The 25,534-nt window shown below is 74.2% G+C and carries 25 protein-coding genes; 10 read left to right on the forward strand and 15 right to left on the reverse strand.

Annotated elements, in window-relative coordinates; translation table 11 throughout:
• Window positions 1-5 precede the first annotated feature (5 nt).
• From ACU436_RS14260 to ACU436_RS14270, 3 genes are all read right to left on the reverse strand, one after another.
• Window positions 6-1,010 (reverse strand): sigma-70 family RNA polymerase sigma factor, encoded by a 1,005-nt coding sequence (locus tag ACU436_RS14260; RefSeq protein WP_459025349.1) that lies wholly within the window; start codon window positions 1,008-1,010, stop codon window positions 6-8.
• Between the two features lie 102 nt (window positions 1,011-1,112).
• Entirely contained in the window at window positions 1,113-2,309 is a 1,197-nt protein-coding gene (locus tag ACU436_RS14265) for a CynX/NimT family MFS transporter (protein ID WP_459025351.1), read from the reverse strand.
• Between the two features lie 79 nt (window positions 2,310-2,388).
• On the reverse strand, window positions 2,389-3,042 hold the full coding sequence (locus ACU436_RS14270; protein ID WP_459025353.1) for a FadR/GntR family transcriptional regulator: 654 nt from the start codon (window positions 3,040-3,042) through the stop codon (window positions 2,389-2,391).
• Between the two features lie 93 nt (window positions 3,043-3,135).
• Here ACU436_RS14270 and ACU436_RS14275 point away from each other — a divergent pair, with 93 nt between their 5' ends.
• Entirely contained in the window at window positions 3,136-3,753 is a 618-nt protein-coding gene (locus tag ACU436_RS14275) for a CG0192-related protein (RefSeq protein WP_459025354.1), read from the forward strand.
• Window positions 3,754-4,234: 481 nt separating this feature from the next.
• On the opposite strand, the gene bfr is transcribed toward ACU436_RS14275, so the two are convergent.
• Together bfr and ACU436_RS14285 are read right to left on the reverse strand one after the other, a co-directional pair.
• A complete protein-coding gene (bfr, locus tag ACU436_RS14280) occupies window positions 4,235-4,720 on the reverse strand; it encodes a bacterioferritin (protein ID WP_459025356.1) in 486 nt (161 codons plus the stop codon).
• Window positions 4,721-4,853: 133 nt separating this feature from the next.
• Window positions 4,854-5,051, reverse strand: a complete 198-nt coding sequence (locus ACU436_RS14285) for a (2Fe-2S)-binding protein (RefSeq protein ID WP_459025358.1) — start codon at window positions 5,049-5,051, stop codon at window positions 4,854-4,856.
• A gap of 77 nt (window positions 5,052-5,128) precedes the next feature.
• Between ACU436_RS14285 and ligD the strand changes: the two genes are divergently transcribed.
• The 4 genes from ligD to ACU436_RS14305 all read left to right on the forward strand — a co-directional run bounded on the left by ligD (window position 5,129) and on the right by ACU436_RS14305 (window position 9,878).
• A complete protein-coding gene (ligD, locus tag ACU436_RS14290) occupies window positions 5,129-7,042 on the forward strand; it encodes a non-homologous end-joining DNA ligase (RefSeq protein ID WP_459025360.1) in 1,914 nt (637 codons plus the stop codon).
• 26 nt (window positions 7,043-7,068) lie between these two features.
• On the forward strand, window positions 7,069-7,866 hold the full coding sequence (locus ACU436_RS14295; protein WP_459025362.1) for a glycerophosphodiester phosphodiesterase family protein: 798 nt from the start codon (window positions 7,069-7,071) through the stop codon (window positions 7,864-7,866).
• A gap of 106 nt (window positions 7,867-7,972) precedes the next feature.
• Entirely contained in the window at window positions 7,973-9,289 is a 1,317-nt protein-coding gene (locus tag ACU436_RS14300; RefSeq protein WP_459025364.1) for an MFS transporter, read from the forward strand.
• A 244-nt stretch (window positions 9,290-9,533) separates the two neighbouring features.
• Entirely contained in the window at window positions 9,534-9,878 is a 345-nt protein-coding gene (locus tag ACU436_RS14305) for an RNA polymerase-binding protein RbpA (RefSeq protein ID WP_142101180.1), read from the forward strand.
• A gap of 50 nt (window positions 9,879-9,928) precedes the next feature.
• Here the strand turns inward: ACU436_RS14305 and ACU436_RS14310 are convergent, their stop codons facing one another.
• From ACU436_RS14310 to ACU436_RS14340, 7 genes are all read right to left on the reverse strand, one after another.
• On the reverse strand, window positions 9,929-10,426 hold the full coding sequence (locus ACU436_RS14310; protein WP_459025367.1) for a phosphoribosyltransferase: 498 nt from the start codon (window positions 10,424-10,426) through the stop codon (window positions 9,929-9,931).
• Window positions 10,427-10,499: 73 nt separating this feature from the next.
• Entirely contained in the window at window positions 10,500-11,345 is an 846-nt protein-coding gene (locus tag ACU436_RS14315; protein ID WP_459025369.1) for a polyprenol monophosphomannose synthase, read from the reverse strand.
• Window positions 11,338-12,942 carry an apolipoprotein N-acyltransferase gene (lnt, locus tag ACU436_RS14320; protein WP_459025371.1) on the reverse strand — a complete coding sequence of 535 codons (1,605 nt, stop codon included), beginning with the start codon at window positions 12,940-12,942 and terminating at the stop codon, window positions 11,338-11,340. The genes ACU436_RS14315 and lnt overlap by 8 nt, the downstream gene beginning before the upstream one ends.
• A 357-nt stretch (window positions 12,943-13,299) precedes the next feature.
• Window positions 13,300-14,175: a PIG-L deacetylase family protein gene (locus ACU436_RS14325; RefSeq protein ID WP_459025373.1), complete on the reverse strand. Its 876-nt coding sequence runs from the start codon at window positions 14,173-14,175 to the stop codon at window positions 13,300-13,302.
• 89 nt (window positions 14,176-14,264) lie between these two features.
• A complete protein-coding gene (locus ACU436_RS14330; protein ID WP_459025375.1) occupies window positions 14,265-14,585 on the reverse strand; it encodes a DUF3040 domain-containing protein in 321 nt (106 codons plus the stop codon).
• A 122-nt stretch (window positions 14,586-14,707) separates the two neighbouring features.
• Window positions 14,708-16,249 (reverse strand): amidohydrolase, encoded by a 1,542-nt coding sequence (locus ACU436_RS14335; protein WP_459025377.1) that lies wholly within the window; start codon window positions 16,247-16,249, stop codon window positions 14,708-14,710.
• A gap of 18 nt (window positions 16,250-16,267) precedes the next feature.
• Window positions 16,268-16,456, reverse strand: coding sequence for a PspC domain-containing protein (locus ACU436_RS14340; RefSeq protein WP_459025379.1), 189 nt, complete (start codon window positions 16,454-16,456; stop codon window positions 16,268-16,270).
• Window positions 16,457-16,691: 235 nt separating this feature from the next.
• Here ACU436_RS14340 and ACU436_RS14345 point away from each other — a divergent pair, with 235 nt between their 5' ends.
• From ACU436_RS14345 to ACU436_RS14355, 3 genes are read left to right on the forward strand one after another with little or no spacing between them, the layout of a single operon-like run.
• A complete protein-coding gene (locus tag ACU436_RS14345; RefSeq protein ID WP_459025381.1) occupies window positions 16,692-17,738 on the forward strand; it encodes a GDSL-type esterase/lipase family protein in 1,047 nt (348 codons plus the stop codon).
• A 23-nt stretch (window positions 17,739-17,761) separates the two neighbouring features.
• On the forward strand, window positions 17,762-19,213 hold the full coding sequence (locus ACU436_RS14350; RefSeq protein WP_459025383.1) for an amidase: 1,452 nt from the start codon (window positions 17,762-17,764) through the stop codon (window positions 19,211-19,213).
• A 16-nt stretch (window positions 19,214-19,229) separates the two neighbouring features.
• Window positions 19,230-20,483: an amidohydrolase gene (locus tag ACU436_RS14355; RefSeq protein ID WP_459025385.1), complete on the forward strand. Its 1,254-nt coding sequence runs from the start codon at window positions 19,230-19,232 to the stop codon at window positions 20,481-20,483.
• Between the two features lie 9 nt (window positions 20,484-20,492).
• On the opposite strand, the gene ACU436_RS14360 is transcribed toward ACU436_RS14355, so the two are convergent.
• A complete protein-coding gene (locus ACU436_RS14360; protein ID WP_459025386.1) occupies window positions 20,493-21,203 on the reverse strand; it encodes a TetR/AcrR family transcriptional regulator in 711 nt (236 codons plus the stop codon).
• 73 nt (window positions 21,204-21,276) lie between these two features.
• Between ACU436_RS14360 and ACU436_RS14365 the strand changes: the two genes are divergently transcribed.
• Window positions 21,277-22,134, forward strand: a complete 858-nt coding sequence (locus tag ACU436_RS14365) for an NAD(P)H-binding protein (protein ID WP_459025388.1) — start codon at window positions 21,277-21,279, stop codon at window positions 22,132-22,134.
• 8 nt (window positions 22,135-22,142) lie between these two features.
• Here ACU436_RS14365 and ACU436_RS14370 read toward each other — a convergent pair whose 3' ends face one another.
• Window positions 22,143-23,270, reverse strand: coding sequence for a M24 family metallopeptidase (locus ACU436_RS14370; RefSeq protein WP_459025390.1), 1,128 nt, complete (start codon window positions 23,268-23,270; stop codon window positions 22,143-22,145).
• Between the two features lie 65 nt (window positions 23,271-23,335).
• Here ACU436_RS14370 and ACU436_RS14375 point away from each other — a divergent pair, with 65 nt between their 5' ends.
• A complete protein-coding gene (locus tag ACU436_RS14375; RefSeq protein WP_459025702.1) occupies window positions 23,336-24,280 on the forward strand; it encodes a 5'-3' exonuclease in 945 nt (314 codons plus the stop codon).
• 42 nt (window positions 24,281-24,322) lie between these two features.
• Here the strand turns inward: ACU436_RS14375 and ACU436_RS14380 are convergent, their stop codons facing one another.
• Window positions 24,323-25,534: a GNAT family N-acetyltransferase gene (locus tag ACU436_RS14380; protein WP_459025704.1), complete on the reverse strand. Its 1,212-nt coding sequence runs from the start codon at window positions 25,532-25,534 to the stop codon at window positions 24,323-24,325.

Below are 25,534 nucleotides of genomic sequence, written 5' to 3' on the forward strand. Positions count from 1 at the left end.
GTGCGCTATACCGGCCGGCCCTCCCGGTCGAGCGAGAGCGGCATGTCCCACATCGGGAACAGGATGTCGACGTCGAGGAACGCCGTCTGGCCGACGATCCGGTCGTCCTTGATGTCGATGACCTGCAACGCCCAGGCGTGGTACCCGTCGCCCTCGGGGTTGGGCCGCCACTGCGCGAAGGCGGGCATCCCGTTGGCCGAGAGCGCCTGCAGCTTCGAGCCCCGGCACGGCGCGCCCGGGCCGACCCACCACTTCTGGATCTCCTCGACGCCCTGCAGCCAGAGGTCGAACGGCGGCATGTTGAGGATGGCGTCCTCGTGCAGGAGGTGGACCAGCGCCCCGACGTCGTAGCGCTCGAACGCCTCGGCGTAACGGGTGAGCAGCTCCCGGTGCTCGGGGTCGACCTCGCTGGTGGTGTCGCCGCCCGGCCCGGGCTGCGCGAGCTCCTGCTCGGAGAGCGTGGCGCGGGCGCGCTGCAGCGCGCTGTTGACCGACGCGGTGCTGGTGCCGAGCAGCTCGGCCACCTCGGACGCCTTCCACTGCAGCACCTCGCGCAGGATCAGCACGGCCCGCTGACGGGCGGGCAGGTGCTGCAGCGCGGCCACGAACGCGAGGCGCACCGACTCCTTCGCCACGGCGAGCTCGGCGGGGTCGGACGCGGTGGGTAGCACCCGGGCGTCGGGTATCGGCTCCAGCCAGGAGATCTCCGGCTTCTGCGTGGGTACCGGGCCGGTGTCGGCCGTCCACGCGGTGCCGAAGTCCATCGGGGTGGCCCGGCGCTTGCGGCTGTCGAGCATCGTCAGGCAGACGTTCGTCGCGATCTTGTACAGCCAGGAGCGCACGGAGGAGCGACCCTCGAACTTGTCGTACGAGCGCCACGCCCGCACCATCGTGTCCTGCACCGCGTCCTCGGCGTCGGCGGACGAGCCGAGCATGCGGTAGCAGTAGGCGGTGAGCTCCACCCGGTGCTGCTCCCACGTGCCGGGCGGGGCATCGGCGGCGACGGTCATCGGTTCCCCTTCTCTCGTGCGCGAGGAAGCCTAGAACGGGTGACCGACAATACCGAGCACGAGATCGTGGGTGGCGAGAAATCTGCGGTCGGACCGAGCCCGCTAGCCCCGCCGCACGTGGCGGTCCCGGCCCGCGAGCACCCCGGCCGTGCCCTGCACGGTGAGCAGCGCGATCAGCAGCACCAGCGGGACGGTCCACCCGCCGGTCACGTCGCGCAGCGCGCCCATCACGAACGGGCCCGCGGCCGCGAGGACGTACCCCGCGCTCTGCGCCATGCTGGACAGCTGCGCGGCGTGCGCGGCGTCCGGTGCCCGCACCGCGACGAGCGTGAGCGCGAGGCCCAGCGCCGCGCTCTGCGCGAAGCCCAGCAGGAGCACGGCCACCAACTCGACGCCGACCGGCAGGAGTACGCCGAGCAACCCGATCGCGGCGATGGACGTGATGCCGACGGCGACGGCGCGCTGTCGCGGCCCGCGGGTGGCGAGCACCGGGGCGCTCGCGGCGCCCGCGATGCCGGCCACCGTGGAGAGCGAGAGCAGCCAGCCGGCCACCACCGGGTCGTAGCCCCGCTCGACCAGCAGCGCCGGCAGCCAGGCCGTGATCGCGAAGTAGCCGAGCGACTGCAGACCCATGTAGATGGTGACCTGCCAGGCCACTGCGTCACGCCAGAGCCCGCCGACCCGCACGTCGCCCAGCCGGGCGGGCCGCCCGGCGCGGCGCACGTGGGGCAGCCAGCACAGCAGCGCGACCAGCGCGAACAGCGCCCACGAGGCCAGCCCACCCTGCCACCCGAGGCCGGTGGCATGGGCGATCGGCAACGTGACGCCCGCCGCGAGGGCGCCACCGGTCGCGATCGCCATCGTGTAGAGGCCGGTCATCATCCCCGTGCGGTGCGCGAAGTCGCGCTTGATCAGGCTGGGGAGCAGCACGTTGCCGATGGCGATCGCCGTGCCGAGGAGCGCCGTGCCGGCGAAGAGCGCCGTGAGCGAACCGCTGGAACGCACCAGGAAACCGACGATCAGCAGCGCCAGCGCCGCGAACAGGGCGCGCTCGATCCCCACGCGCCGGGCCAGCGGCGGGGCGAGCGGCGCGAGCAGGCCGAAGCACAGCACGGGCAGGGCGGTGAGGATCCCGGCCGCCGTGGCGGAGAGCTGTTCCGCGGCCTGGATCTCCGAGAGCACCGGGGCCACCGCGACGACGGCGGGCCGCAGGTTCGCCGCGACCAGCACGATCGCGACACCGATCCACCACGCCGAAGCAGGCGTGGGCCGCGCGGGCCGCGCCGCGTCGACGCTCATCGCACGCCCTCGCTGCGCTCGGCCGACGCTTCGCGCGGGCGCTGTGACATCGACTCGCTCGCAAACTCGCTGATGGACCTCATCGCCGCTGCTCGCTACCGTTTCGCGCCATGATCGCCCGGGCCGCGTCGAGGTAGCGGTCGGCCGCGGCCCGTGCCGCGTCCGGGTCGCCTGCCGCGATCGCGGCAGCGAGCTCCTCGTGGCCGGGGAAGGCCGCGGGGTCGTCGTCCATCTCGTCGATCTCGCTGACGGTGCGCTGCAACGCCTCGGTGAGCCCGGTGTACAGGTCGACGAGCACCGGGTTGCCGGTGGCCGCGACCACCGCCCGGTGGAACGCGACATCGGCGGCGGCGAACGTCGCGCGGTTCGGTTCGGCGCACGCGGCGCGGCGGGCATCGAGAGCGGCCCGGATGGCCGCGACGTCCGCCTCCGTCCGGTGCAGCGCCGCGGCCGCTGCGGCGTCGCGCTCCAGGCTGGTGCGCACGGCGAGGACGTGCTCCGCCGTGGTGCGCCGGGCCCTGCGCAGCAGCGCCGCACCGAGATCGCTCGTGGCGCGCACGTACGTGCCGTCACCCCGGCGCGGCTCGAGGACACCCGCGTGTTCCAGGGCGCGCACGGCCTCGCGCACGGTGTTGCGCCCCACGCCCAGCGCGGCGACGAGCTCGGGCTCCGGCGGGATCTTCGCCCCCACCGGCCACTCGCCGGACGCGATGAGCGCCTCGAACTGCGCCACGACCCCGTCGCACAACCGGCCTGGCCGAACCGCCGTCAATCCCACCCAAAGAACCTAACATCCCATGTTTGGCCGCCGCGTAGCGTCGCCGCCGTGGCCGTCATCCATCGCGCGCAGATCACCCCGACCAAGGCCGAGCTCGTCGCCGGGTGGCTGCCGTCGCGCGCCTGGGCGAGCGGCGCCGACGCCCCGTTCGAGCTGCTCGGTGCGTACCGGTTCGACGACCTGGCGGGCGAGGTGGGCATCGAGACCCACCTGGTGCGGGCGGGCAACGGTGACGTGCTCCAGGTCCCGCTGACCTACCGCGGCGCCCCGCTCGACGGCGCCGGGCACCACCTCATCGGCACGATGGAGCACAGCCACCTCGGGCGCCGCTGGGTCTACGACGGCTGCGGCGACCCGGCCTACGTGGCGGCGGCGGTCGCCGCGATCCGCACCGGCGGCCGCGAGGCCGAGGAGTGGGTCGAGACGGACGGTGCGCCCGTCCGGCGCGCGGCCACCGCCCACGTGACCGGCTCCGGAAGCCCGGACGCGGCGGTTCCCGGCGTCCAGCCGGTCCAGCCGGTCGACGGCCCGGACACCACGACCGTCGGCCGGCTCGTCGTGCTGCGGGTCGTCGGGCGGACGGAGGGCCCGGACAACGCCGAGACCCTCACCGGGACCTGGCGGGGGAGCGACGGCCAGGCGCTACTGGCCTACCTGCCCGGCTGAGCCGCCACCCGGGATCGCCCTCCGGATCGCCTCCCAGGTCGGCGCGCAGTCGGAGCACGCGCTCCGCGCCGACGATCTCGCCCACCTCGTGCTCCAGGTCGGGGACCAGGCCCTGGGCGATGGCGATCACGTCGTGGCCGCGCCCGCGGGCCCGGCGCGGGGCCACCTTTTTCCTAAGCCGCGTCGTTCCGTCGCAACTGTCATAACGTCGATTATCGGCTCTTGCCGGCCGGTGACCGGCCACGAGATCCGCCTCATCGCCCTCCACGGGACGGATCCTGCGATCTCGGACCGATCGATCGTTCCGAGCACGGGCTCGTCGCCCCCCGGAGGGCGCATCCGCCGAGCTCGGAACGATCTCGCCGCGCGGCGAGATCGATCGACCCCTCGACCGCCGCCCCAGGTCGACCCCGTTCGTTATGACAGTCATGTCATTCGGTGCCCGACCGCCTGGGCGGCCGGGCACGCCGTGATCGAGATTTCAGCCGGCGGTGGGCGGCTGGTCGACCAGCTGGGCGAGGTAGAGCTGCTCGCCCAACCGGTCCATGAGCTCGAGGTTGGTCTCGATGTAGTCGATGTGGTGCTCCTCGTCGGCGAGGATGTCCTCGAACAGCTTCGCCGTCGTGATGTCGCCCTTCTCGCGACACAGGGCGATGCCGGGGCGCAGGCGCTCGACGACCTCGACCTCGATGGCGAGGTCGGACTGCAGCTGCTCGCGGACGGTCTGCCCGATCCGCAGCGTGAACAACCGCTGGTAGTTGGGCAGGCCCTCGAGGAACAGGATGCGGTCGGTCAGCAGCTCCGCGTGCCGCATCTCGTCGAGCGACTCGCTCTTCGTGTAGGCCGCGAGCTTCGTCAGGCCCCAGTTCTGCTGCATCTTGGCGTGCAGGAAGTACTGGTTGATCGCCGTGAGCTCGCTGGTGAGCTGCTCGTTGAGCAGAGCGATGATCTCGTCGTCGCCACGCATCGGGTCCTCGCTTCCGCGGTGAAAGGAAATGGAATGCTCCGCGGACCCTAGCCCTACAAATGGGAAGGAAAAGACCCAGGATCGCCTTTGCGCAGGTCAGGCGAACCTTAAAAGATGACAGGCGGCCCTGGCTCTACGCCGTTCTGGGCAGCACTGCGATCGTGGACGGTGCATTTGCGGCGGCCAGGAAGGCGTCGATGTGGTCGTGGCAGGAGCCGCAGCCCGTGCCCGCGTCGCACGCGTCGCCGACCTCCTCGACGGTGCGCGCCCCGCGCGCGATGCAGGACCGGACCACCGAGTCCGGCACCGCGTAGCAGATGCACACGTACACAGGCACTCCTTCGCACAAGCAAGGCTTGCCTATCGTCACATCCCCTCCCGCCTGGACGCAAGAACTAGCCTTGTCGAGTGCCGCTCGACGAGTACCGCCGCAAGCGCGACGCGCAGCGCACACCGGAGCCGGTCCCCGCGGACGACCCGGTCGCCGCGGACGGCTCGGGTCACCGGTTCGTGATCCAGGAGCACCACGCGCGGCGGCTGCACTGGGACGTCCGGCTGGAGCGGGACGGGGTGCTGGCCTCGTGGGCGGTGCCGAAGGGCCTGCCGACCGACCCGGAGACCATCCGGCTGGCCGTGCGCACCGAGGACCATCCGATCGAGTACCTGGGGTTCTCGGGGGAGATCCCGGCCGGCGAGTACGGCGGCGGCGCCATGACCATCTGGGACTCCGGCACCTACGAGGCCGAGAAGTGGAACCCGCGCGAGGTCATCGTCCAGCTCAGCGGGGCGCGCGCGTCGGGGAGGTTCGTGTTCATCCGCACGGACCGCGACGGCAACCGCGGAAAGGACAACTGGCTGCTGCGCCGCTCCGACCGGGACGGCGGACGCACCCCGCTCCCCCACGACGCCCGCCCGATGCTGCCGACGCCAGGCGACCTGCCGACCGAGGGCGAGTGGTGGCTGCAGGTCGGGTTCGGCGGGCGGCGCGTGATCGTGCGTGCCGACGGCGGGCGCGTCCGGATCACCGACGGCGAGGGGGACGAGGTCGCGGCACCCAGCCTGCGCGAGCTGGGGCCGTCGCTGGGCGCCACCCAGGCATTGCTGGACGCCGAGCTGGTCGGCGGCGGGGAGGGCGCGTACCTGTGGATCGGGGACGTGCTGCACGCCGACGGGCGCGACGCGTGCCCGCTGCCGTTCCGGGAGCGGCGGGCACTGCTGGAACGGCTTCCCCTGGACGGGCCGCGCTGGCGGCTCGCCCCGGTGTTCCCGGGGGCCGGGCCCGAGGTGCTGGCCGCCGCGACGCAGCAGAACCTCCCGTACGTCGTGGCGAAGGATCCCGGCTCGCCGTACGAGCCGGGCCGCACCGGTGCGAGTTGGGTGCAGGTCGACACGGGGGTTGCCGCGCCGGCGGTTCCGCCCCGGCGCGCCGCGAAGAAGGGCTTCGGCCGGGCCCCGCTCAGCAACCCGGACAAGGTGCTCTACCCGCTCACCGGCACCACCAAGGCCGACGTGCTCGGGTACTACCTCGCGGTCGCGGACGTGATGCTGCCGCACCTGCGCGAGCGGCCCGTCACGCTCGTGCGCTGGCCCGACGGGGTGGAGCGGGGTTCGTTCTTCGAGAAGGACGTGTCGCGGCACTCCCCGCGTTGGCTGCGCACCGCGCGGGTCGGCACCCCGGGTGGCCGCTCGGAGAACGCCGACTTCCCGCTGATCGACGACGCCGAGGGCCTCGCGTGGGCCGCGAACCTCGCGGCGCTGGAGCTGCACGTGCCGCAGTGGCGGGTGGGGCCCCGGGGTGCCCAGCAGCTCCCGGACCTGGTGGTGTTCGACCTCGACCCGGGTGAGGGCACCACGGTGGTCGACTGCGCGCGGGTGGCGGAGCGGATCGCCGAGCGGCTGTCCGACGACGGCCTCGTCGCGTACCCGCGGACCAGCGGCGGGAAGGGTATGCAGCTGTACCTGCCGGTCACGGTCTCGCGTGCGGAGCGGACGTCGGAGTTCGCCAAGGCGTTGGCCGAGGAGCTGGCCCGGGAGTCGCCGGGCCGGGTGACCGCGGTGATGGCGAAGGCCCGGCGGCGGGGCAAGGTGTTCGTCGACTGGAGCCAGAACAACCCGTACAAGACCACGATCGCGAGCTACTCGTTGCGCGGGCGAGCCCGCCCCACCGTCGCCACCCCGGTGACGTGGGACGAGGTGCGGGCCTGCCGCCGGCCGGACGATCTCGTCTTCACCGCCGCCGACCTGCCCGCCCGCATCGCCGAGCACGGCGACCTGCTCGCCCCGCTGTTCACCGAACCGCAACGCCTCCCCCGTCGCGGCTGATCGGACCGGCCTGCAAGGCTTCGGCCGTGCCCGGGCACCCCTACTTCGACGGTCCCTACCCGCGTGCCTACGCGCACCGTGGCTGGCACATCGACGACCTCGACGGCTGCGAGAACACCCTGGCCGCGTTCCGCCGGGCGGTCGCCGAGGGGTTCGGCTACCTCGAGATGGACGTCCATGCGAGCGCCGACGGCGTGCCGGTGGTCCACCACGACGCGATGCTCGAGCGGACCACCGACGGCAACGGGCCGATCAGCGCCCACCCCGCCGCCGCGCTGGCCGGGATGCGGGTGCGCGGCCGGGAGCCGCTGCCGTTGCTCGAACAGGTGCTGACGGCGCTGCCCGACACGCGGATCACGGTGGAGCTGAAGTCCGGCGCGGTGGTGGAGCCGGTGCTCGAGGTGCTCGAACGCACCGGCAGCTGGCACCGGGTCTGCCTGGGTGGCTACCAGGACCGGTGGCTGCGGCGGGCGCGCGAGGCGGCCGGCCCGCGGCTGTGCACGTCGATGGCCCAGGGTGCCGCGTTCGGGCTGCGCACCAGGGCGTGGCTGGACTCCCTGCCCGCCCCGGTGCGGCGCCTCCCCGCGCCGCCGTCGCCCGGGGACCTCGCCCAGCTCCCCCGGCGCCTCGGCCCCCTCACCGTGGTGGACGCCGCGCTGCTGCGGACGGCGCACGGGAGCGGCCGCGAGGTGCACGTGTGGACGGTCGACCGGGCCGCGGACATGACCGCGCTGCTCGACCTCGGTGCCGACGGGCTGCTGTCGGACCGGCCCGACGTGCTGCGGGACGTGCTGCAGGCGCGCGGTGCGTGGCAGGGCGCCTGAGGGGTCGCCGGGCGCAGTGCCCCGGACCGGGAGTCCGGTGCACGAATCGGCGCTGGGCCGTCGAGTCGTGTGGTGGACTCCCGGTTCGGGGCACTAGTCTCCGCGGGTGACTGCCCCGCCCGCTCCCGCCGGCGGCGGCCGGGTGCTCTCGTGGGCGTTCTGGGACTGGGGTTCCGCGGCCTACCACGCGGTGATCCTCACGTTCGTCTTCTCGGTCTACCTCACCGACGCGGTCGGTGACGGCAGCCCGGCGGCGAGCGCCGCCCTCGGCTACGCGATGGGCGCCGCGGGACTCGTGATCGCGCTGCTGGCCCCGGTGATCGGGCGGCGGGCGGACGCGTCGGGTCGGCGGAAGCTCTCGACGATGGTGTGGACCGGCTGCACGATCGCGACGATGGTCGGGCTGTTCGCCGTGCGCGACGACCCCCGCTACCTGTGGGCGGGCCTGGCGTTGCTGGCACTCGGGGCGGTCGTCGTCGAGCTGGCCCAGGTGTCCTACAACGCCATGCTCGCCCAGGTCTCGACGCCGGTGACGATCGGGCGGGTGTCCGGGTTCGGGTGGGCGATGGGCTACGTCGGCGGCATCGTGCTGCTGCTCGTCGTCTACTACGGGTTCGTGGCGGGCGACGGCCCGACCGCGGGGCTCGCCGGTCTCCCCCGGTACGACGGGTTCAACGTGCGGGTGGTCGCGCTCGTCGCGGCGGTGTGGTTCCTGGTGTTCGCGCTGCCCCTCCTGCTGCGCATGCCGGAGGTGCCCCCGGCCGCGGACCGGCCGGCCCGGCTCGGCGTCGTGGGCGCATACCGGGCGCTGGCCGCCGACATCGCCGCGCTGTACCGCGAGGACCGCCACACCGTCTACTTCCTCGGTGCCAGCGCGCTCTTCCGCGACGGCCTCGCCGCGATCTTCACGGTCGGTTCCGTGCTGGCGGTCGGCGTGTACGGCATCGGCGCCGGGGACGTGCTGCTGTTCGGCGTGGCCGCCAACGTCGTCGCGGCGGCGGGCGCGGTCGCCGGTGGACGGGTGGAGGACCGGGTCGGGCCGAAGCAGGTGATCGTGGTGTCGCTGCTCGGGATGATCGCGGCGGGCGCGGGGCTGCTCGTCGTGTCCGGGCCGCTGATGTTCTGGGTGTTCGGCCTCGTGCTGGTGCTCTTCGTCGGGCCGGCGCAGTCGTCGTCGCGCACGTTCCTCGCGCGCCTGGCCCAGCCGGGCCGCGAGGGTCAGCTCTTCGGCCTCTACGCGACCACGGGGCGGGCGGTGTCGTTCCTGGCACCGACCCTGTTCGGGTTGTTCGTGTCGCTCTTCGACGCGCAGCGGGCCGGGATCGTGGGTATCCTGCTCGTCCTGGCGGCGGGGTTGCTGGCGCTGTGGCCGGTGCGCCCTCCGGCAATGAGGCCGGGTAACGACATGACGGCGTCGCTATGAACAGCACGTCAGGCGGTAGTGACATAAGTCACAGTTGGCTGACAGGTCACAACTGCGTGTGTAGCGGCCGCCGATCGGGGACACTCGTGTACCGGGGCGGCAGACGTCCGGGGTGGTCGCATGAACTGACCACGCCCGGTCGGATTCCGCCCCTATGGCGGGAATGGACGGCTGCTCTGCAGACGTTACACCCGGTGGTGATGGCCGAGGGAGGCTCCCTCGGCCCGGGTAGGGAGGATGACGCATGGCCGACCGCGTGCTCCGTGGCAGCCGGCTCGGGGCTGTCAGCTACGAGACGGACCGCAACCACGACCTGGCGCCGCGGCAGTCGATGCGCTACGCGTGCCCGCGCGGACACGAGTTCGAGGTGCCCTTCGCGGGCGACGCCGAGGCCCCGGCAACCTGGGAGTGTCGCCTGCACGGCAGCATCTCCCGCCTCGTGGACGGCGCAGAGCCCGAGCAGAAGAAGGCCAAGCCCCCGCGTACCCACTGGGACATGCTGCTCGAGCGTCGCTCCGTGGCCGAGCTGGAGGTGCTGCTCAACGAGCGCCTCGAGCTGCTGGCAGAGCGTCGGCGCGAGATCGCCTGACCCGCACGACGAGAACCGGGCCGCCTTCGGGCGGCCCGGTTCTCGTCTGTTCAGGCGTCGAGCACCTGTTCGGCGCGCTTGACCACCGGCGGCAGCGTCGACCACGGGAAGTTGATCCAACGGTCGGTGCGGCGCCACACGTACTCGCACTGCACGCTGCTGTGCGGCTTCTCGTACACCACCGCGCAGCGCACGTCCGCGACGTGGCCGGCGCAGAAGTCACGCACGAGCTTGAGCGTGGCGCCGGTGTCCGCGACGTCGTCGGCCACGAGCACGCGCGCCCCGGACAGGTCCACCACGTTGGGCACGGGCGGCAGCATGATCGGAACCGGCAGGCGCTCGTCGACACCCGTGTAGAACTCCACGTTCGCCACGTGCAGGTTCTTGACGTCGAGGGCATAGCCGAGCGCGCCTGCGACGAACAGGCCGCCCCGGGCGATCGACAGGATGATGTCGGCGTCGTAGCCGTCGGCGGCGATCTGATCGGCGAGCTCCCGGGAGGCGCCGCCGAAGAGCTCCCAGGTGAGCTCCTCGCGTGGCTCGCTCACGCCGCCTCCTCGCTGACGCTCGTCGGCAACGCTCGCGACGCTGCTGCGTGGAACGGTGAGCTCGCAAGCTCGCTCACGTGCGGACCGAGCCGTCGCTCACGGCCTCGTCGCCTGCCGGCCGGCTCGGACGCTGCGGCTCCGGCGGCGGCTCGGCGGCGGAGCCGTCGGGACGGTCGGAGCGCATCACGGCGGGCGTGCGCCGCACCAGCCGCCCGGCGCCCCAGCAGGCCACCCGCCAGAACGCCTCGACGACGATGGTGGTGTCCATCTTCGACGCCCCGCGCTCGCGCTCGGTGAAGGTGATCGGCACCTCCCGCACGCGGAAGCCGCCGAGCACGGCCCGCCAGGCCATGTCGATCTGGAAGCAGTAGCCCTGCGAGGAGATCTGGTCGAGGTCGAGCTCTTCGAGCACCTGCCGGCGGAACACCCGGAACCCGGCGGTGATGTCCTTGATCTGCACGCCGAGCGCCACCCGGGAGTACAGGTTGCCGGCGCGCGAGATCAGCTGCCGGCGGGCGGGCCAGTTGCGCACGACGCCGCCGGGCACGTACCGGGAACCGAGCACGATGTCGGCATCGTCCAGGGCCGCGATCAGCGCCGGCAGGTCCTCCGGGGGGTGCGAGCCGTCGGCGTCCATCTCGACGACGACCTGGTAGTCGCCGCGCAGAGCGGTCGCGAACCCCGCCAGGTAGGCCGCACCCAGCCCCGCCTTGCCCTTGCGGTGGAGGACCTTGATGCGCGGGTCGGCCGCCGCCATCTCGTCGGCAAGCTCACCGGTGCCGTCGGGGCTCGCGTCGTCGACCACGAGGACGTCCGCCTCGGGCACTGCGGCGTGCAGCCTCGCCACGACCGGACCCAGGTTGTCCCGCTCCTGGTAGGTGGGGATCACCACCAGAACCCGGCCCCTCGGCTCAGCCATCCTCGTCCCTTCCCGCACGCATCACCGCGCGACGCCTGGTGGCGATCCCCGCGCCGATCGCGAGCACCCCCAGAGCGACCAGCGCCCATTCGGGCGCGGACCGCCATCGGGTGGCCAGAGTAGTGGTGTCCCGCAGCTGGGTCCGATCGACCAGGACATCCGGGGTGAACTGACGCGTGCTCGCGGTGACCGTGCCGTCCCGGGTGATCGTCGCGCTCACCCCGCTGGTGGTCGCGACGATCACCGGCCGGTCGTGCTCGACGGCGCGGATCCGCGACATCGCCAGCTGCTGGTAGGTCATCTCGGACAGCCCGAACGTGGCGTTGTTGCTGGGCACGGCGAGCACCTCGGCGCCCGCGTCGACGCTGTCGGCCACCAGGTCGTCGAAGGCGACCTCCCAGCAGATCGTGACGCCGACGCGCACCCCCGCCATGTCCACCGCACCCGCGCCGTTGCCCGGCACGAAGTAGCCCGCCCGGTCGACGTAGGGGGAGAACAGGCGGAAGAACTCGCGCCACGGCATGTACTCGCCGAACGGCTGCACACGCCGCTTGTCGTTGCGCTCGACGACTCCCTTGCCTGCTTCCCAGACCAGGGCGGAGTTCGAGGTGGTGAGCCCGTCCGGGTTGCGCAGCACCGTTCCGACCAGCAGCGGCACGCCGACCGCCGCGGCGGCCCGGTCGATCTGGGCGGCGGCGTCCGGGTTGCGCAGCGGGTCGATGTCGCTGGAGTTCTCCGGCCAGATGACCAGATCGGGGCGCGGCGCCCGGCCGGCGGCGACATCGGCGGCGAGCTGCTCGGTGGCCTTCACGTGGTTGTCGAGCACGGCGCGGCGCTGGGCGTTGAAGTCGAGCCCCAGCCTCGGCACGTTGCCCTGTACGGCGGCGATCGTGACCGTGCGGTCGTCCCCGTTCGGGGTGGCGGGCACCAGCGCGGCGAGCGGCCCCGCGACCATCGTGAGGACCGCGATGAGCGCCGGCGCGATCATCCGGCGCGGGGGCTGCCGGCGTACCAGCCGCCGTACCAGCTCCCCGAGCGCGAGGCCCGCGAGCACCGCCGCGAACGACAGGAGCGGCTCGCCGCCGATCGCGGCGATCGGCAGCAGCGGCCCGTCGGGCTGACCGAAACCGACCCGCCCCCACGGCAGCCCGCCGAACGGGATCCGCCCCCGCACCGCCTCGCCCGCGATCCACACGGCGGCCGCCCACAGCGGCGCGGCGGGGAGCCGGGAGACCACGGCGATCCCCGCGCCCGCGAGGCCGACGAAGAGCGCCTCGAACGCGCTCAGCGCGACCCAGGGCAGGGAGCCGACGAACGAGCCGGTCCAGGCGAGCAGGGGCAGCAGGAACCCGAGGCCGAACAGGAAGCCGTAGCCGAAACCGGGACGGGCCCGCCGCCCGTACAGCACGACGCCCAGCAGCGCGAACGCCGGGAGCACCAGCCACCACAGCGGGCGCGGCGGGAAGCTGACGTACAGCAGAACGCCGCCCGCCACAGCGCCGACCATCCGGGCCGCCACCGCAGGCCGCCACCGCTTGAGCACCGCGGCAGGCACGGGCGGCTCGGGCGCGACGGGATCAGTGGTGGGGGCGGCCACGGGGAGAGCCTACGTGCCGTCCGTGTGGCGCCGGTGACCTGGGAGCGCGCCGACGGACCCCGGCCTACCGCACGACGCCCGGGCGGCCCCTCGCTGCGTTGTCGTCGCCGCAGATACGACCCCGTATCGGCCTCCTCCGCCGCCTTGCGTGTCACCGGCTTGTTGCCGAGTCAGGCGCGCCGCCACCGGAGGCCGGCCTCGCGGAAATGATCACGGCATCGGTGCCGCGGCGGCCGTATGTGGCCAGGGCGTTGCTGCCTCAGCGGTGGCGTGCGGCTCGAACCGATCACGGGCGGTTGATCGCCGTGTGGATGCGGCGAGGCCACCAGCCCGGTCCCTCACGATCGGGCAACGGCCTCATGCGGGGGCCAGGAGGTGTGCGTTGCCCAGCGCGTCGAGCGGGCCGGGGGCGCCGCTGCGGGTGAACCACTCGTAGCCGTAGGCGCCGGCGAAGCCGTCGACGGGCACGTCGCCGTCGGCGATCTGGCTCGCGTGCGCCACCATCGCCGCCCGCTTGTGCTGCAGGTGCGCGGCGCTGCCGGTGACGGCGAGCCCGATCTCGGCCGTGACCCGCCCGAACGGAACGGCGGCGGCGCGCGCGGCGCCGTGGATCAGGTGGCGGTCCCGGGCCGAGACGTGCAGGTGCTCGCGGTCGACGGTGGCGCGGTACCCGGTGAGCCCCAGCATGTCGGCCGCGGTGGACCCGACCCGGAAGACCGCGCGGTGGTCGGGGTGGCCGTAGATGCCGTGCTCGTCGTCGTGGACGACCGCGCCCGCGCCCTCGTCGTCGGCGATCTCGGCGACGTCCCGGGCGAGCTGCAGCAGGTCGGCCACGGCGAGCGCGCGCTCGTGGCGCGCGTCGGCCCACCCGGGCAGGCCCGAGTCCCGCCGGCCCAGCAGCGCCAGCCGCGACACCCCGAGCAGCTCCGCCGCCCGCTCCAGCTCGGCGAGCCTGCGCTCGGGGATCGTCTCCCCGGGGCGCAGCGGCACGCGCGAGCCGCCCAGCTCGCCCGCGGTCGCGACGACGAGGATCGTGCGCGCGCCCGCATCGGCCAGGCGGCGCAGCGTGATCCCGGTGAAGATCGCCTCGTCGTCGGGGTGGGCGTGCAGGACGAGGACGGTGTGCCCGCGCAGGTCGGGGGTGGTGATCATCGTGGGTTCGCAGACGTGCGGGGCCGCGGCGGGCGGCCGGGACGGACGGGGTCGGGTCAGCTGCGACAGCAGCGACAACACCCCGGACAGCGCAGAGCCACGCCCGCGCAGTAGGTCCGGTCCGTCACGGCGCAGATAGTGCCAGACCCCACCCCGAACCCACCATCGGGTCAGCCCCCGTTGGGGCGAAGCGCACGCAGGCGACCGGACCCGGGCCGGATCAGGCGGTGTCGCCACCGCCACCACAGCCCCACCGCGACGGCCGCCACTGCCAGGGCGCTCGCCGGCAGCCCCAGGACCAGCAACATCACGACGAGCGCCACGAGCAGGGCGAGCGCGGCGCGCAGCCAGCCACTGGTGGCGGCGCGGGTGAGGCTGCGCTCACCGCGCAGGAGCGCGGCGAGATCAGGATCCGCGGCCGTGATCTGCCGCTCGATCTCGTGCAACGCGTCGCGTTCGTCCTTGTCCAGCATCTCGACCTCCGGGCGCACCTGTGCAAAGGCATACGCACGACGCCGGCGGCCGGTTCACGTCGCCGTGGCCACAGGCGGGCGGCGGGCCGCTGGACGCGGCAACAGGGCCCGGAGCGACCGGCACCGCCGCGCGCCAGACACTAGATGCGAGCGGGTGCGCCGTTCGCTCCCCCGAGACCGTCGTGGAGCACCTCGCCGCGGTGGACCAGGCGCAGGCAGCGCGGGTTCGGGGTGCCGGTCAGGGGGCCCGCGCCGTCCCAGATCGCGTAGCTCGCAGGGGCGCCGGGCACCAGGCGGCCGGCCAGCGGGGACCGGTCCCCCGCCGCGCGGTGGCCGCCCACGGTGTGTGCGGCGAGGGCGTCGGCCGCGGCGATCGCCGAGCCGGGCGTGCGGTGCTCGATCGCCGCGCGGACGGCGGCCCACGGGTCGACCGGGGTGACGGGGGCATCGGAGCCGAACGCGAGGACCACACCCGCCTCGTGCAGGCCGGCGAAGGGGTTCATCCCGCGGGCCCGGGCCGGTCCGAGGCGCGCGGCGTACATGCCGTCCGGGCCGCCCCAGTACGCGTCGAACAGCGGCTGCACGCTGGCGACGACGCCGAACGCGGCCAGCCGGCGCACCTGGGCGGGATCCACCATCTCCAGGTGCTCCACCCGGTGGCCCGCGGCACGCACGGCCGCGGGTGAGGTCACGGCGGCAGCCTCCGCGAGCCCGGCGAGCAGCGAGTCCGCGGCGGCGTCGCCGATCACGTGGAACCCGGCCTGCGTCCCGGCCGTGGTGCAGGCGGCGACGTGCGCGCCGATCCCCGCGGCGTCGAGGTAGCGGTTCCCCGTGCAGCCGGGAGCGTCGGCGTAGGGCTCGCGCAGCGCCGCGGTGCGCGAGCCCAGCGAGCCGTCGACGAAGAGGTCGCCCGCGAGCCCGCGGGCCCCGGTGGCCGCGATCAGTTCCGCGGCCTCCCCCGCGCTGCGCACCGCCTCCCCCCAGTAGCCGACGACCTCCGGCCCGCGACGCGCGCGGAGCGCGGCGAGGTCGGCGGCCGACGAGATGTCGGGGCCGGCGCACTCGTGCACGACCGCGATGCCACGCGCCGCGGCGTGGGCGAGGAACGCGGCCTGGGCGGCATCGCGGGTGGTGCCGTCGATGGTCGAGAGCGCCGCCCGGCGGGCCCGGTGGTGGGCGTCGCCCGAGAGCGCCGTGAGCGACCACCCGACGGCACCGGTCACGCCGGGGGCCTTCTCGAGGAGCGGGGACGAGGCGAGGGCCGAGTGCACGTCGACCCGGCTCAGATAGACGGGTGCGCCCGCGGCGGCCCGGTCGAGGGCGGCCCGCGGCGGGAGCTCGTCGGGCCAGTGCTGGTCCTGCCAGCCGTGGCCCCACACGAGCGCGCCCGGACGGGCGGTGGTGCGGGTGGCCACCGCGTCGAGCAGTTCCCGCGCCGAGCCGCAGCCGGTGAGGTCCAGGCCGTCGGCCAGCAGGCCGGCGGCGGTGGCGTGCACGTGCGCGTCGACGAAGGCCGGGGTGACGACGGCGCCGGCGAGCTCCAGCGCGTCGGCGCCCGGCCGGCGCTCCTGCGCGGCGGCGGCGCCACCCACCCAGCTGATCCGCTCCCCCTCTATCTCGAGGGCGCCCGACCCCCGGGCCGGGCCGAACAGCCTGGCGCCGAGGAGCAGGGTGCGGGCCATCCCGCGATGTCTACCGGATCAGTACGCCCGCTTCGGCATGAGGACCCACAGCACGATGTAGATCACGAACTGCGGGCCGGGCAGCAGGCAGGACAGCAGGAACAGCAGCCGGACCACGAACGGGCTCATTCCGAACCGGTCCGCCAGCCCCGCGCACACGCCGGCGATCACCTTGCCGTGCTGCGGGCGGGTCAGGGTCGATGCCACCTTCGGGCTCCTTCCACATCGCGGCGCGTCTCGCCGCTGGACTCCAGTGTCGGCGCCGCGGCCGGCTCCGGAACTCCGGAAACGCCCGGAGGCGTCCCTGAAGTTCCCCTGGGATACCCCCGCACGGCTGACCGGACTCGCCGTCGGTGACGGTGCGCTGCGCCGCGCGGCTGGTGATCGCTGGTATCGGTGAAAGTCCTGGTCAGCGACCTGCGATGTGCATAGCGTTCAGTTCGTGACGCGATCACGCTCCCTGGCCCTGATCAGCGCCGCGGCCGGCGCCGTGGCGCTGGCCCTGTTCGGTGTCCCGGCGTCGGCGATGGCGCAGGCGCCCACGGCGGTGGTCGTGCTCGGCGACAGCGCTGCTGCGGGCGACGGCGCGGACGACTACGAGCCGGGCACCCGCGGGGAGAACGACAACTGGTGCCACCGTTCGGTGCACGCCTACGTCCACCGCACCGGTCTCGCCTCCGAGTCGGTGAACCTGGCGTGCTCGGGGGCGAAGGCGGGCGACGTCGCGTTCGGCAGCGGCACCCACTACACGGAGGGGTCCCAGGCCCAGCGGCTCGTCGAGGTGGCCGGCCGCTACCGCCTCACCACGGTGATCGTGCAGGTCGGCGCCAACGACGACGCGGCACTGTTCGGCACCGGCGTCGCCTGCATCCGCGCCTTCGTCGACCCGCGCGAGCCCCCGTGCCGCGACACGATCGGCCCACTGGTGGCCGAGCGCATGGCCGCCACCGCGTCGAAGGTGGAGGCGGCGGTGCGGGACGTGCGGTCGGCCATGCGGCAGGCCGGGTACGGCCTGGGCGACTACACGCTCGTCCTCGCCTCCTACGCGTCCCCCGTCACGGAGCACATGGTGCCGCTGCAGGCCCTCGCCGGGTGCCCGTACAGCAAGCCCGACGCCGGCTGGGGCCGCACCACGCTCTTCCCCGCGCTCTCCACCGCGCTGCACGGCGTCGCCGAGCGCACCGGCGCGCTGTTCCTCGACATGGCCCGGGCCACCGAGGGCTACGAGGCGTGCACCAAGCCGCTGCAGGCGCAGGAGTGGCAGCGGCGCATCACCGTGGATCCGGAGGCGCTCGTGTACGGCGGGCTGGACGCCATCGGCTTCCACCTCGCCCAGGAGTCGTTCCACCCCACGGCCGCCGCCCACGCGCAGATGGGTCGCTGCATCGGCGACCTCGTGCGTTCCGGGTCGAGCGCCGCGGCGTGCGTGGCGGGCCCCGACGCCAAGGCTCATCTCGAACCGGCACCGGCGGCGGCCCCCGCCGCCTGATCGGGAGCACTAGCGTCGCCCTCGTGACGATCAGTGAGAACTCGACCAACCGGCTCTCCGCGGTCGAGCTCGCCGGCCTGACCCGCTCCGGTGAGCTCGGCGTCGCCGAGGTGATGGAGGCGCACATCGCGGAGATCGAGCGGCTCAACCCCGCCGTCAACGCGATCGTCGACCTCCGGCCCGAGCGGGCCATGGCCGCGGCCCGCGAGCTGGACCGCACCTACCGCAAGGACGAGCAGCGCGGGGCGCTCTACGGGCTGCCGGTCGCGCACAAGGACCTCGTGCCGGCCGCCGGGTTCCGGTTCACCCAGGGCAGCCCGATCTTCGCCGACCGGGTCGCGACGCAGGACCACACCGTCGTCGAGCGGATGGCGGCGGCGGGGGCGATCGCGGTCGGCAAGACCAACGTCCCCGAGTTCGGGCTGGGCTCGCACACGTTCAACGACGTCTACGGGGTCACCCGCAACCCGTACGCGCCGAACCGCACCGCGGGTGGCAGCAGCGGCGGCGCGGCGGCCGCCCTCGCCGCGCGCATGCTGCCACTCGCGGACGGGAGCGACACCGGCGGCTCGCTGCGCAACCCGGCGTCGTTCTGCAACGTCGTCGGTTTCCGGCCGTCCCCGGGGCGGGTGCCGTCGTGGCCGGACGGCGACCCGTTCAGCCGCCTCGCGGTGGTGGGCCCGATGGCGCGCACGGTCGACGACCTCGCGCTGCTGTTGAGCGTGCTCGCCGGGGCGGACCCGCGGGCCGGGTGGTCGGTGCCCGCGGACCCCGGGTCGTACTTCCCGGTGCCCGCCGCGAGGCGCCCGATCCGCCTGGCCTGGTCGCCCGATCTCGACGGGCGGGTCGTGGTGGCCCGGGAGGTCCGGGACGCGCTCGAACCGGTGGTCGCCGCACTGGCATCGCAGGGCTGGGAGGTCGAGCTCGTCACCCCCGACCTCACCGACGCCATCGAGACGTTCCGGGTGTTGCGGGCGCTCAAGATGCAGGTGGGGCTCGGCCCGGTGCTCGCCGAGCACCCCGGCCGGCTCAAGGCCGATGCGCAGTGGAACATCGAGGAGGGCGCCAAGCTCGACGGGCCCACGATCGCGCGCGCCGAGCGCAACGCCGCCCGGATCTTCCACGAGATGCGGGAGTTCTTCGGCTCCTTCGACGTGCTGGCCACCCCCACCTGCCAGGTGGCCCCGTTCGAGATCACCACCCGCTACCCGCGCGCCATCGACGGCACCCCGATGCGCGACTACCTGGAGTGGATGGGCCTGCCGTCCGCGATCACGATGACCGGGTGCCCGGCGATCTCGCTCCCGGCGGCGTTCACGCCGGACGGGCTGCCGGTCGGCCTGCAGCTGGTCGGGCCGCACCTGCGGGAGGACCGCCTGCTCGCCATCGCGCGTGTGTTCGAATCGGTCGCGAACGCGGGCCGTCCACCGGAGGTCGACCCGTCGCCCCGGCCGGCGTTCGTCGCCGTCGACTGATCGAGAAGGGGGAACAGTGCTCACCAACGGGTTGGACGACCGGATCCCGGACCTGGAGCTGCTCTACCGCGACCTCCACGAGAACCCCGAGCTGTCGTTCCAGGAGGAGCGCACCGCGTCCGTGTTGGCCGCTCGCCTGGCCGCGGCCGGGCTCGAGGTGACCACCGGCGTGGGCAAGACCGGCGTCGTCGGCGTGCTGCGGGGCGGCGAGGGCCCCACGGTGCTGCTGCGCGCCGACATGGATGCGCTGCCCGTGCAGGAGATCCAGAAGGTCCCCTACCGCAGCCGGGCCACGGCCGTCGACCCGGACGGCATCGCGACCTGGGTCATGCACGCGTGCGGCCACGACACCCACATGACGGCGCTGATCGGTGCGGTGGAGCAGCTGGTGGCGAACCGCGACGCCTGGTCGGGCACCGTGCTCGCCGTCCTGCAGCCGGCCGAGGAGGTGGGCGGCGGCGCGCGGGCGATGCTCGACGACGGGTTCCTCGACCGCTTCGGCCCGTTCGACGTGGCGCTGGGTCAGCACATCGTCTCGGCGCCCAGCACCCACCTGTACGTGTGCCCCGGCGTGTTCATGGCCGCGGCCGACAGCCTGCGCGTCACGGTGTACGGCCGCGGCGGGCACGGATCGGCCCCGCACACCACCGTCGACCCGGTCGTGCTCGCCGCGTCGATCGTGATGCGCCTGCAGGCGGTCGTGGCCAGGGAGGTCGCGCCGACCGACGTCGCGGTCGTGACCGTGGCGGCCATCCACGCGGGGCGCAAGGAGAACGTCATCCCGGCGGAGGCCGAGCTCAAGCTCAACGTGCGCACGTTCGACCCGGGCGTCCGCGAGCGCGTGCTCGCCGCGATCACCCGCATCGTCAACGCCGAGGCCGAGGCGGCCGGCGCCCCGCGCCCGCCGGAGATCGCCCCCATCAACGGCTTCCCGCTGCTGCGCAACGACGTCGCGACCACCGACGCCGTGCGGGCCGCGTTCACGGCGGCGTTCGGCGAGGGGCACGTGCACGAGGCCACGCCCAAGACGGGCAGCGAGGACTTCGGGTTGTTCGCCGAGGCCGCCGGGGTGCCGTCGGTGTTCTGGAACTTCGGTGGGTTCGACCCCGCGCTGTACCCGGCCGACGGCACCGACCCGGACACCGCCGTGGCCGCGGGCGTCGCCCCGGGCGGCCATTCCCCCGAGTTCGTGCCGACCGGCGTCGCGCCCACCCTGCACCGGGCGGTGGAGGCGATGCTGGCCGCCGCCGGGATCTGGCTGGTGCGCTGATCGCCGGAGCTAACGGGCCCGGGCATCGGCAGGTCGGTCCAACCACTCCGTCAACAGCGCCTGCTCGGCGTCGGTGAGACCCGGCAATGTCGGCGCGACCGCCCGGAACGCGACGCCGGCCGCGGTCGTGCCGTCCGTGGGGAGTGCCGGTGCGTCGGTGAGGATCGATCGCAGCACCGCGTCGTACATCGCGTCGGCCAGGTCCGGCTCCCGCTCGTGAGGGGGCATGGCCAGCAGGGTGAGCACGGCGCCGGTGCCGGCGGCGTGGATGAGCTCGACGGCCCGTCGTTCGTCGACGCGGAGCCTGCCGGTTGCCGCGATCCGGTGCACGCGGGTGCGCAGGACCTCGAGGCCTGCGGTCGCGGCCGATGAGCGGGCGCCGCGGGCCGGGTCGGTGAGCAGGCCGAAGAGCGCGCCGTTGGCGAGGCCGAAGGCGATGTGCGCCTCCCAGCCGGCCCGCAGGTCGGCCAGGGGGTCGGAGCCGTCCTCGGCGAGGGCCTTCGTGGCGACGTAGGTGGCGAGGACGTGCTCGGCGACGGCATCGAGCAGCGCGTCCTTGTCCTCGAAGAACCGGTAGATGGTAGGTGCCTGCATGCCCGCGGCCTGGGCGACCGCCCGGGTGGTGACCGCGGGTGCGCCCTGCTCGCGCAGCAGCCGCGCCGCGACCTCCACGATGCGCTCGCGCGTCCGCTGCCTGCCGACGGCTCTCGTTCCCACCATGTTGTCGACGATAGCGAAGATCTGCTACCAATGTTGCTAACGTTGCTGCTATCAACGTTCACGGAGGTGGGACATGATCATTGTCACCGGGGGTACCGGCGAGCTCGGCTCCCAGATCGTCGATCGGCTGCTGGAGCGGGTCCCGGCCGACCGGGTCGGCGTCAGCGTTCGCGATCCCGGCCGCGCCGGCGACCTGGCCGCCCGCGGCGTCCGCGTGCGCCGCGGCGACTTCACCGACCCGGACTCCCTCGCCGAGGCGTTCGAGGGCGCGACACAGGTGCTCGTCGTCTCGACGAACCGGCTCGGCGAGGCGGCGGTCGCCCAGCACGTCGCGGCCGTCGACGCCGCGCGCGATGCCGGGGCCAGGCGCATCCTCTACACCAGCCACCAGGCTGCGGCCGCCGACTCGCTCTGCGCGCCGATGCCCGACCACGCCGCCACCGAGCGCTACCTGTCGGCGACGCACATCCCGTTCACGGCGCTGCGGAACGGGTTCTACGCCAACACCGTCCGGCTCCTGCTCGGCCGGGCGCTGGAGACGGGGGAGCTCGTCGCGCCCGCCGACGGACCCGTCTCATGGACCGCGCGCGCCGACCTCGCCGAAGCAGCGGCGGTCGTCCTCGCCGCCGAGGGCCGCTTCGACGGGCCGACGCCGCCGCTGACCGCACCGGACGCGCTGGACCTGCACGACGTCGCCGGCATCCTCACCGAGCTCAGCGGACGCAGGATCCGCCGCGTCGTCGCCGACGACGACGAGTGGAGGGCCACGCTGATCGCCCAGGGAGTTCCCGAGGACGGGCCGACCATGCTCCTCGGCATGTTCCGGGCGGCCCGCCGCGGGGAGTTCGCGGCCACGGGACCCGAGCTGGAGGAGCTGCTCGGGCGGCCGGCCACCCCGGTGCGTTCGCTCCTCGAGGGAGCCGTCGCGTAGCGCGGGTCCTACAGCACCACGAGGTCGTGGGGGCGCGCGTTGAGCCGCTCGTGGCCGTCGTCGGTGACGACGACGATGTCCTCGATGCGCGCCCCCCACTCGCCGTCGAAGTACACGCCGGGCTCCACGCTGAAGGCCATGCCCGGCTCGAGCGGGAGCGCGCTGCCGGCCACGATGTAGGGCTCCTCGTGCACCTCGAGGCCGATGCCGTGGCCGGTGCGGTGCACGAACCGCTCGCCGAGGCCGGCCGCGGTGATCGGCTCGCGCGCGGCGGCGTCCACCTGCTCGGCGGTGACGCCCGGCCGCACCGCCCGCACCGCCCGGTCCTGGGCGTCCTGCAGCACGGCGTAGGCCTCCCGCACCGCGGCCGGCGCCTCCGCGCCGACGGCGTAGGTGCGGGTGGAGTCGGAGTTGTAGCCGCTCGGCAGCGGCCCACCGATGTCGATCACGACCACCTCGCCGCTCTCGATCACGCGGTCGGACACGTCGTGGTGCGGGCTCGCGCCGTTCGGGCCGGACCCGACGATCACGAACGCGGCCTCGGTGTGGCCCTCCTCGAGGATCGCGGCGGCGATGTCGGCGCCGACCTGGGCCTCCGTGCGGCCCGGCTTGAGGAACTCGCCCATGCGGGCGTGGACGCGGTCGATCGCCGCCCCCGCCGCACGCAGCTCGGCGACCTCGGCGGCGTCCTTGCGCATCCGCAGCTCACGCAGCACCGGCCCGGCGAGCACCTGCTCCACGTCGGGGAACGCGGGCTGCAGCGGCAGGACGTGCGCGGCGGGCATCGCGTCGGCGAGCCCCACCCGGCTCGGGACGCCGCCCAGATCGCTGACGAGCAGGTGGGCGTCCTCCCCGTCGCGCCACGTGACGACCTCGATCCCCAGCTCGTCGAGCGGCAGCCCGAAGAACCCCGGCGCCTCCAGCCGCGGCACCACGAGCGCGGGCGGGGCCCGGTGGCCCGCCGCCGGCAGCACGAGGCAGGTGAGCCGCTCGTGGGACTCGCCGGACATCCCCAGGAGGTACCGCATGTCCGGGCCGGGCGTGATGAGCAGCAGGTCGATGTCCTGCGCGGCGGCCACCTCACCCGCACGGCGGATGCGGTCGGCGAGCAGCGCGGTCGGAACGGCCGGTGTCATGGGGGGCAGGGTATTCCGGCAAGCTGTGCCGCGTGACCCCGCCTGCACCGCCCGCGCAGTCCCTGATGCTGCTCGACGCCGCCAGCCTGTACTTCCGCGCCTTCTACGGCGTGCCGGAGTCGATCACAGGGCCGGACGGCACGCCGGTCAACGCGATCCGCGGCTTCACCGACATGGTCGCGCGCCTGATCACCGAGCGGCGCCCCACGCGCCTGGTGGCGTGCCTCGACCTGGACTGGCGGCCGGCGTTCCGGGTGGAGGCGCTGCCGTCCTACAAGGCGCACCGGGTGCCCGGCGAGCCGGAGGTGGCGCCCGCGGGGCTGCCGGAGATCGTGCCCGACACCCTGCAACCACAGGTCCCGGTGCTGCTCGAGGTGCTAGCCGCGGCGGGGATCGCGACGGCGGGCGCGGAGGGCTACGAGGCCGACGACGTGATCGGCACGCTCGCCGCCACCGAGCGCACCGACCCCGTGCTCGCGGTCAGCGGCGACCGCGACCTCATGCAGATCGTGCGCGACGAACCGGTGCCGGTGCGCCTGTTCTACGTCGGCCGTGGGCTGGCCAAGGCCGAGCACCTCGGGCCGGTCGAGGTGGCCGCGAAGTACGCGGTGCCGGTGGAGCGGGCCGGGACCGCGTACGCCGAGATGGCGATGCTGCGCGGTGACCCCTCCGACGGCCTTCCGGGCGTGCCCGGGATCGGCGCCAAGACCGCCGCCACCCTCGTCGGCCGGTTCGGGACGTGGGCCGAGCTGCGGGCCGCTGTGATCGACAAGGCCGACGGCAGGTTGAGCCCTCCGGTCCGCACGAAGCTGGCCGCGGCCGCCCCCTACCTCGCCGTCGTCGAGCCGGTGGTGCGGGTGGCCGTGGACGCGCCCGTGGAGCTGGACCGCCCCGACGCGCTGCCCGCCGAGCCGGTCGACCTGGAACGCCTGGCGGCGCTGGGCGACCGCTGGGGCGTGGGGAGCTCGATCGAACGCCTCTGCACGGCGCTCCTGAAGAACGCCCGCTGAGGGCGCGCCCCGGACGACGGCGTCACCATGCTGGCCTTCGGGTCAGAAGTACGTGCCGCACCACGGTGCGCCCGCCGTCGCGAAGGCCGCGTCGGCCCGGGGCACCGCGGCCGGGTCGGGCGCGGTCCACCAGCCGCTCGCCACGAGCTCGGACGGGCGGCGGTCACCGAGGTAGGCCATCGCGAGGGCGTCGACCGTGCACTCCAGCTCCGGCCGCACCGGGCCACCGAGCGGGCCGACGCGCTCCGCGGAACCGTCGCAGATCCGGTAGACGCCCGAGTTCTCCTCCAGGAAGCCGTCGTGCACGGCGATCAGCACCGGGTCGGCGGCGCCGTAGCCGCGGGCGGCGAGCGCCTCGGGCACGTCCACGAGCCGCAGCCAGGTCTCGTCCTCGGTGCCGGTCACGGCGCAGGCGCGCGGGTCGGCCAGCAGCAGCTCGAGGGGCTCGTCGAGCGGGCGCAGGTACGCCTGCACGCTCTCCACGAGGTCGACGCCGAGGAGGAACCGCCACAGCCCTGCGGTCGCGGCGACGTCGACGGCGTGCAGGTCGGCCACGTCGAGGGACCGTTCGGGGCCGTCGGCGCGGTAGGCGACGGCGAACCCGTCGTCACCGTCCGGCCCGGCGTGCACGGCGGCGAGGACGGGGGCGCGGTCCACCTCGATGCGGCGGGCCGTGGTCGCGGACCACCAGCCGTCGGTGCGGCTGATGCCGCCGGGATTCCGCAGCGCGATCCGCGCGTGCAGCTCACGCAGCACCGGCACGATCTCGTCGCGCCGGAGCAGCCGAACGGTGCCGGCCAGCGGGGCGCCGGGCCGCATCAAGGTCGGGTCGGCGCGCACCCGCACGGCCCGGCCCCGGGTCGCGACCCCGTAACCGAACCGACCGTAGATCCGGGTCTCGCTGGCCCGCAGCGACGCGACCGCTTCGCCGCGGGCCGCCGCGTCGTCCATCTGGGCCCGCATCAGCGCCGTCAGCATGCCGCGGCGGGTGTGGTCGGCGCGCACACCGACCCGCGTGACCGCGGCCATCGGCAGCACCGACCCGCCCGGTACGGCCAGCTCGCTCGGGAACGAGGTGGCGGTGGCGACGAGCGCGCCGCCCTCGTGGACGCCGTGCACGCGGCCCGGGCTGTAGAGCCTCGCGGACCGGGCCCACGCGGCGTCGTCGGCCGGTGGCCGGTGGATCGCCGCGGCGAACAGCGTGTTCGCGGCGCGCAGCTCACCGTCCTCGAGCGGCTCGACGGCGAGCGGCAC

This window comes from Pseudonocardia wallangbongensis (genome assembly GCF_054486945.1).

Bases quoted from the DNA above. Each gene is read 5' to 3' on its own strand.
- ACU436_RS14305 (WP_142101180.1), top strand. From the start codon at position 9,534: ATGGCCGACCGCGTGCTCCGTGGCAGCCGGCTCGGGGCTGTCAGCTAC.
- ACU436_RS14335 (WP_459025377.1), bottom strand. From the start codon at position 16,249: ATGGCCCGCACCCTGCTCCTCGGCGCCAGGCTGTTCGGCCCGGCCCGG.
- ACU436_RS14360 (WP_459025386.1), bottom strand. From the start codon at position 21,203: ATGGTGGGAACGAGAGCCGTCGGCAGGCAGCGGACGCGCGAGCGCATC.
- ACU436_RS14260 (WP_459025349.1), bottom strand. From the start codon at position 1,010: ATGACCGTCGCCGCCGATGCCCCGCCCGGCACGTGGGAGCAGCACCGG.
- ACU436_RS14315 (WP_459025369.1), bottom strand. From the start codon at position 11,345: ATGGCTGAGCCGAGGGGCCGGGTTCTGGTGGTGATCCCCACCTACCAG.
- ACU436_RS14365 (WP_459025388.1), top strand. From the start codon at position 21,277: ATGATCATTGTCACCGGGGGTACCGGCGAGCTCGGCTCCCAGATCGTC.
- ACU436_RS14370 (WP_459025390.1), bottom strand. From the start codon at position 23,270: ATGACACCGGCCGTTCCGACCGCGCTGCTCGCCGACCGCATCCGCCGT.
- ACU436_RS14265 (WP_459025351.1), bottom strand. From the start codon at position 2,309: ATGAGCGTCGACGCGGCGCGGCCCGCGCGGCCCACGCCTGCTTCGGCG.
- ACU436_RS14375 (WP_459025702.1), top strand. From the start codon at position 23,336: ATGCTGCTCGACGCCGCCAGCCTGTACTTCCGCGCCTTCTACGGCGTG.
- bfr (WP_459025356.1), bottom strand. From the start codon at position 4,720: ATGCGTGGCGACGACGAGATCATCGCTCTGCTCAACGAGCAGCTCACC.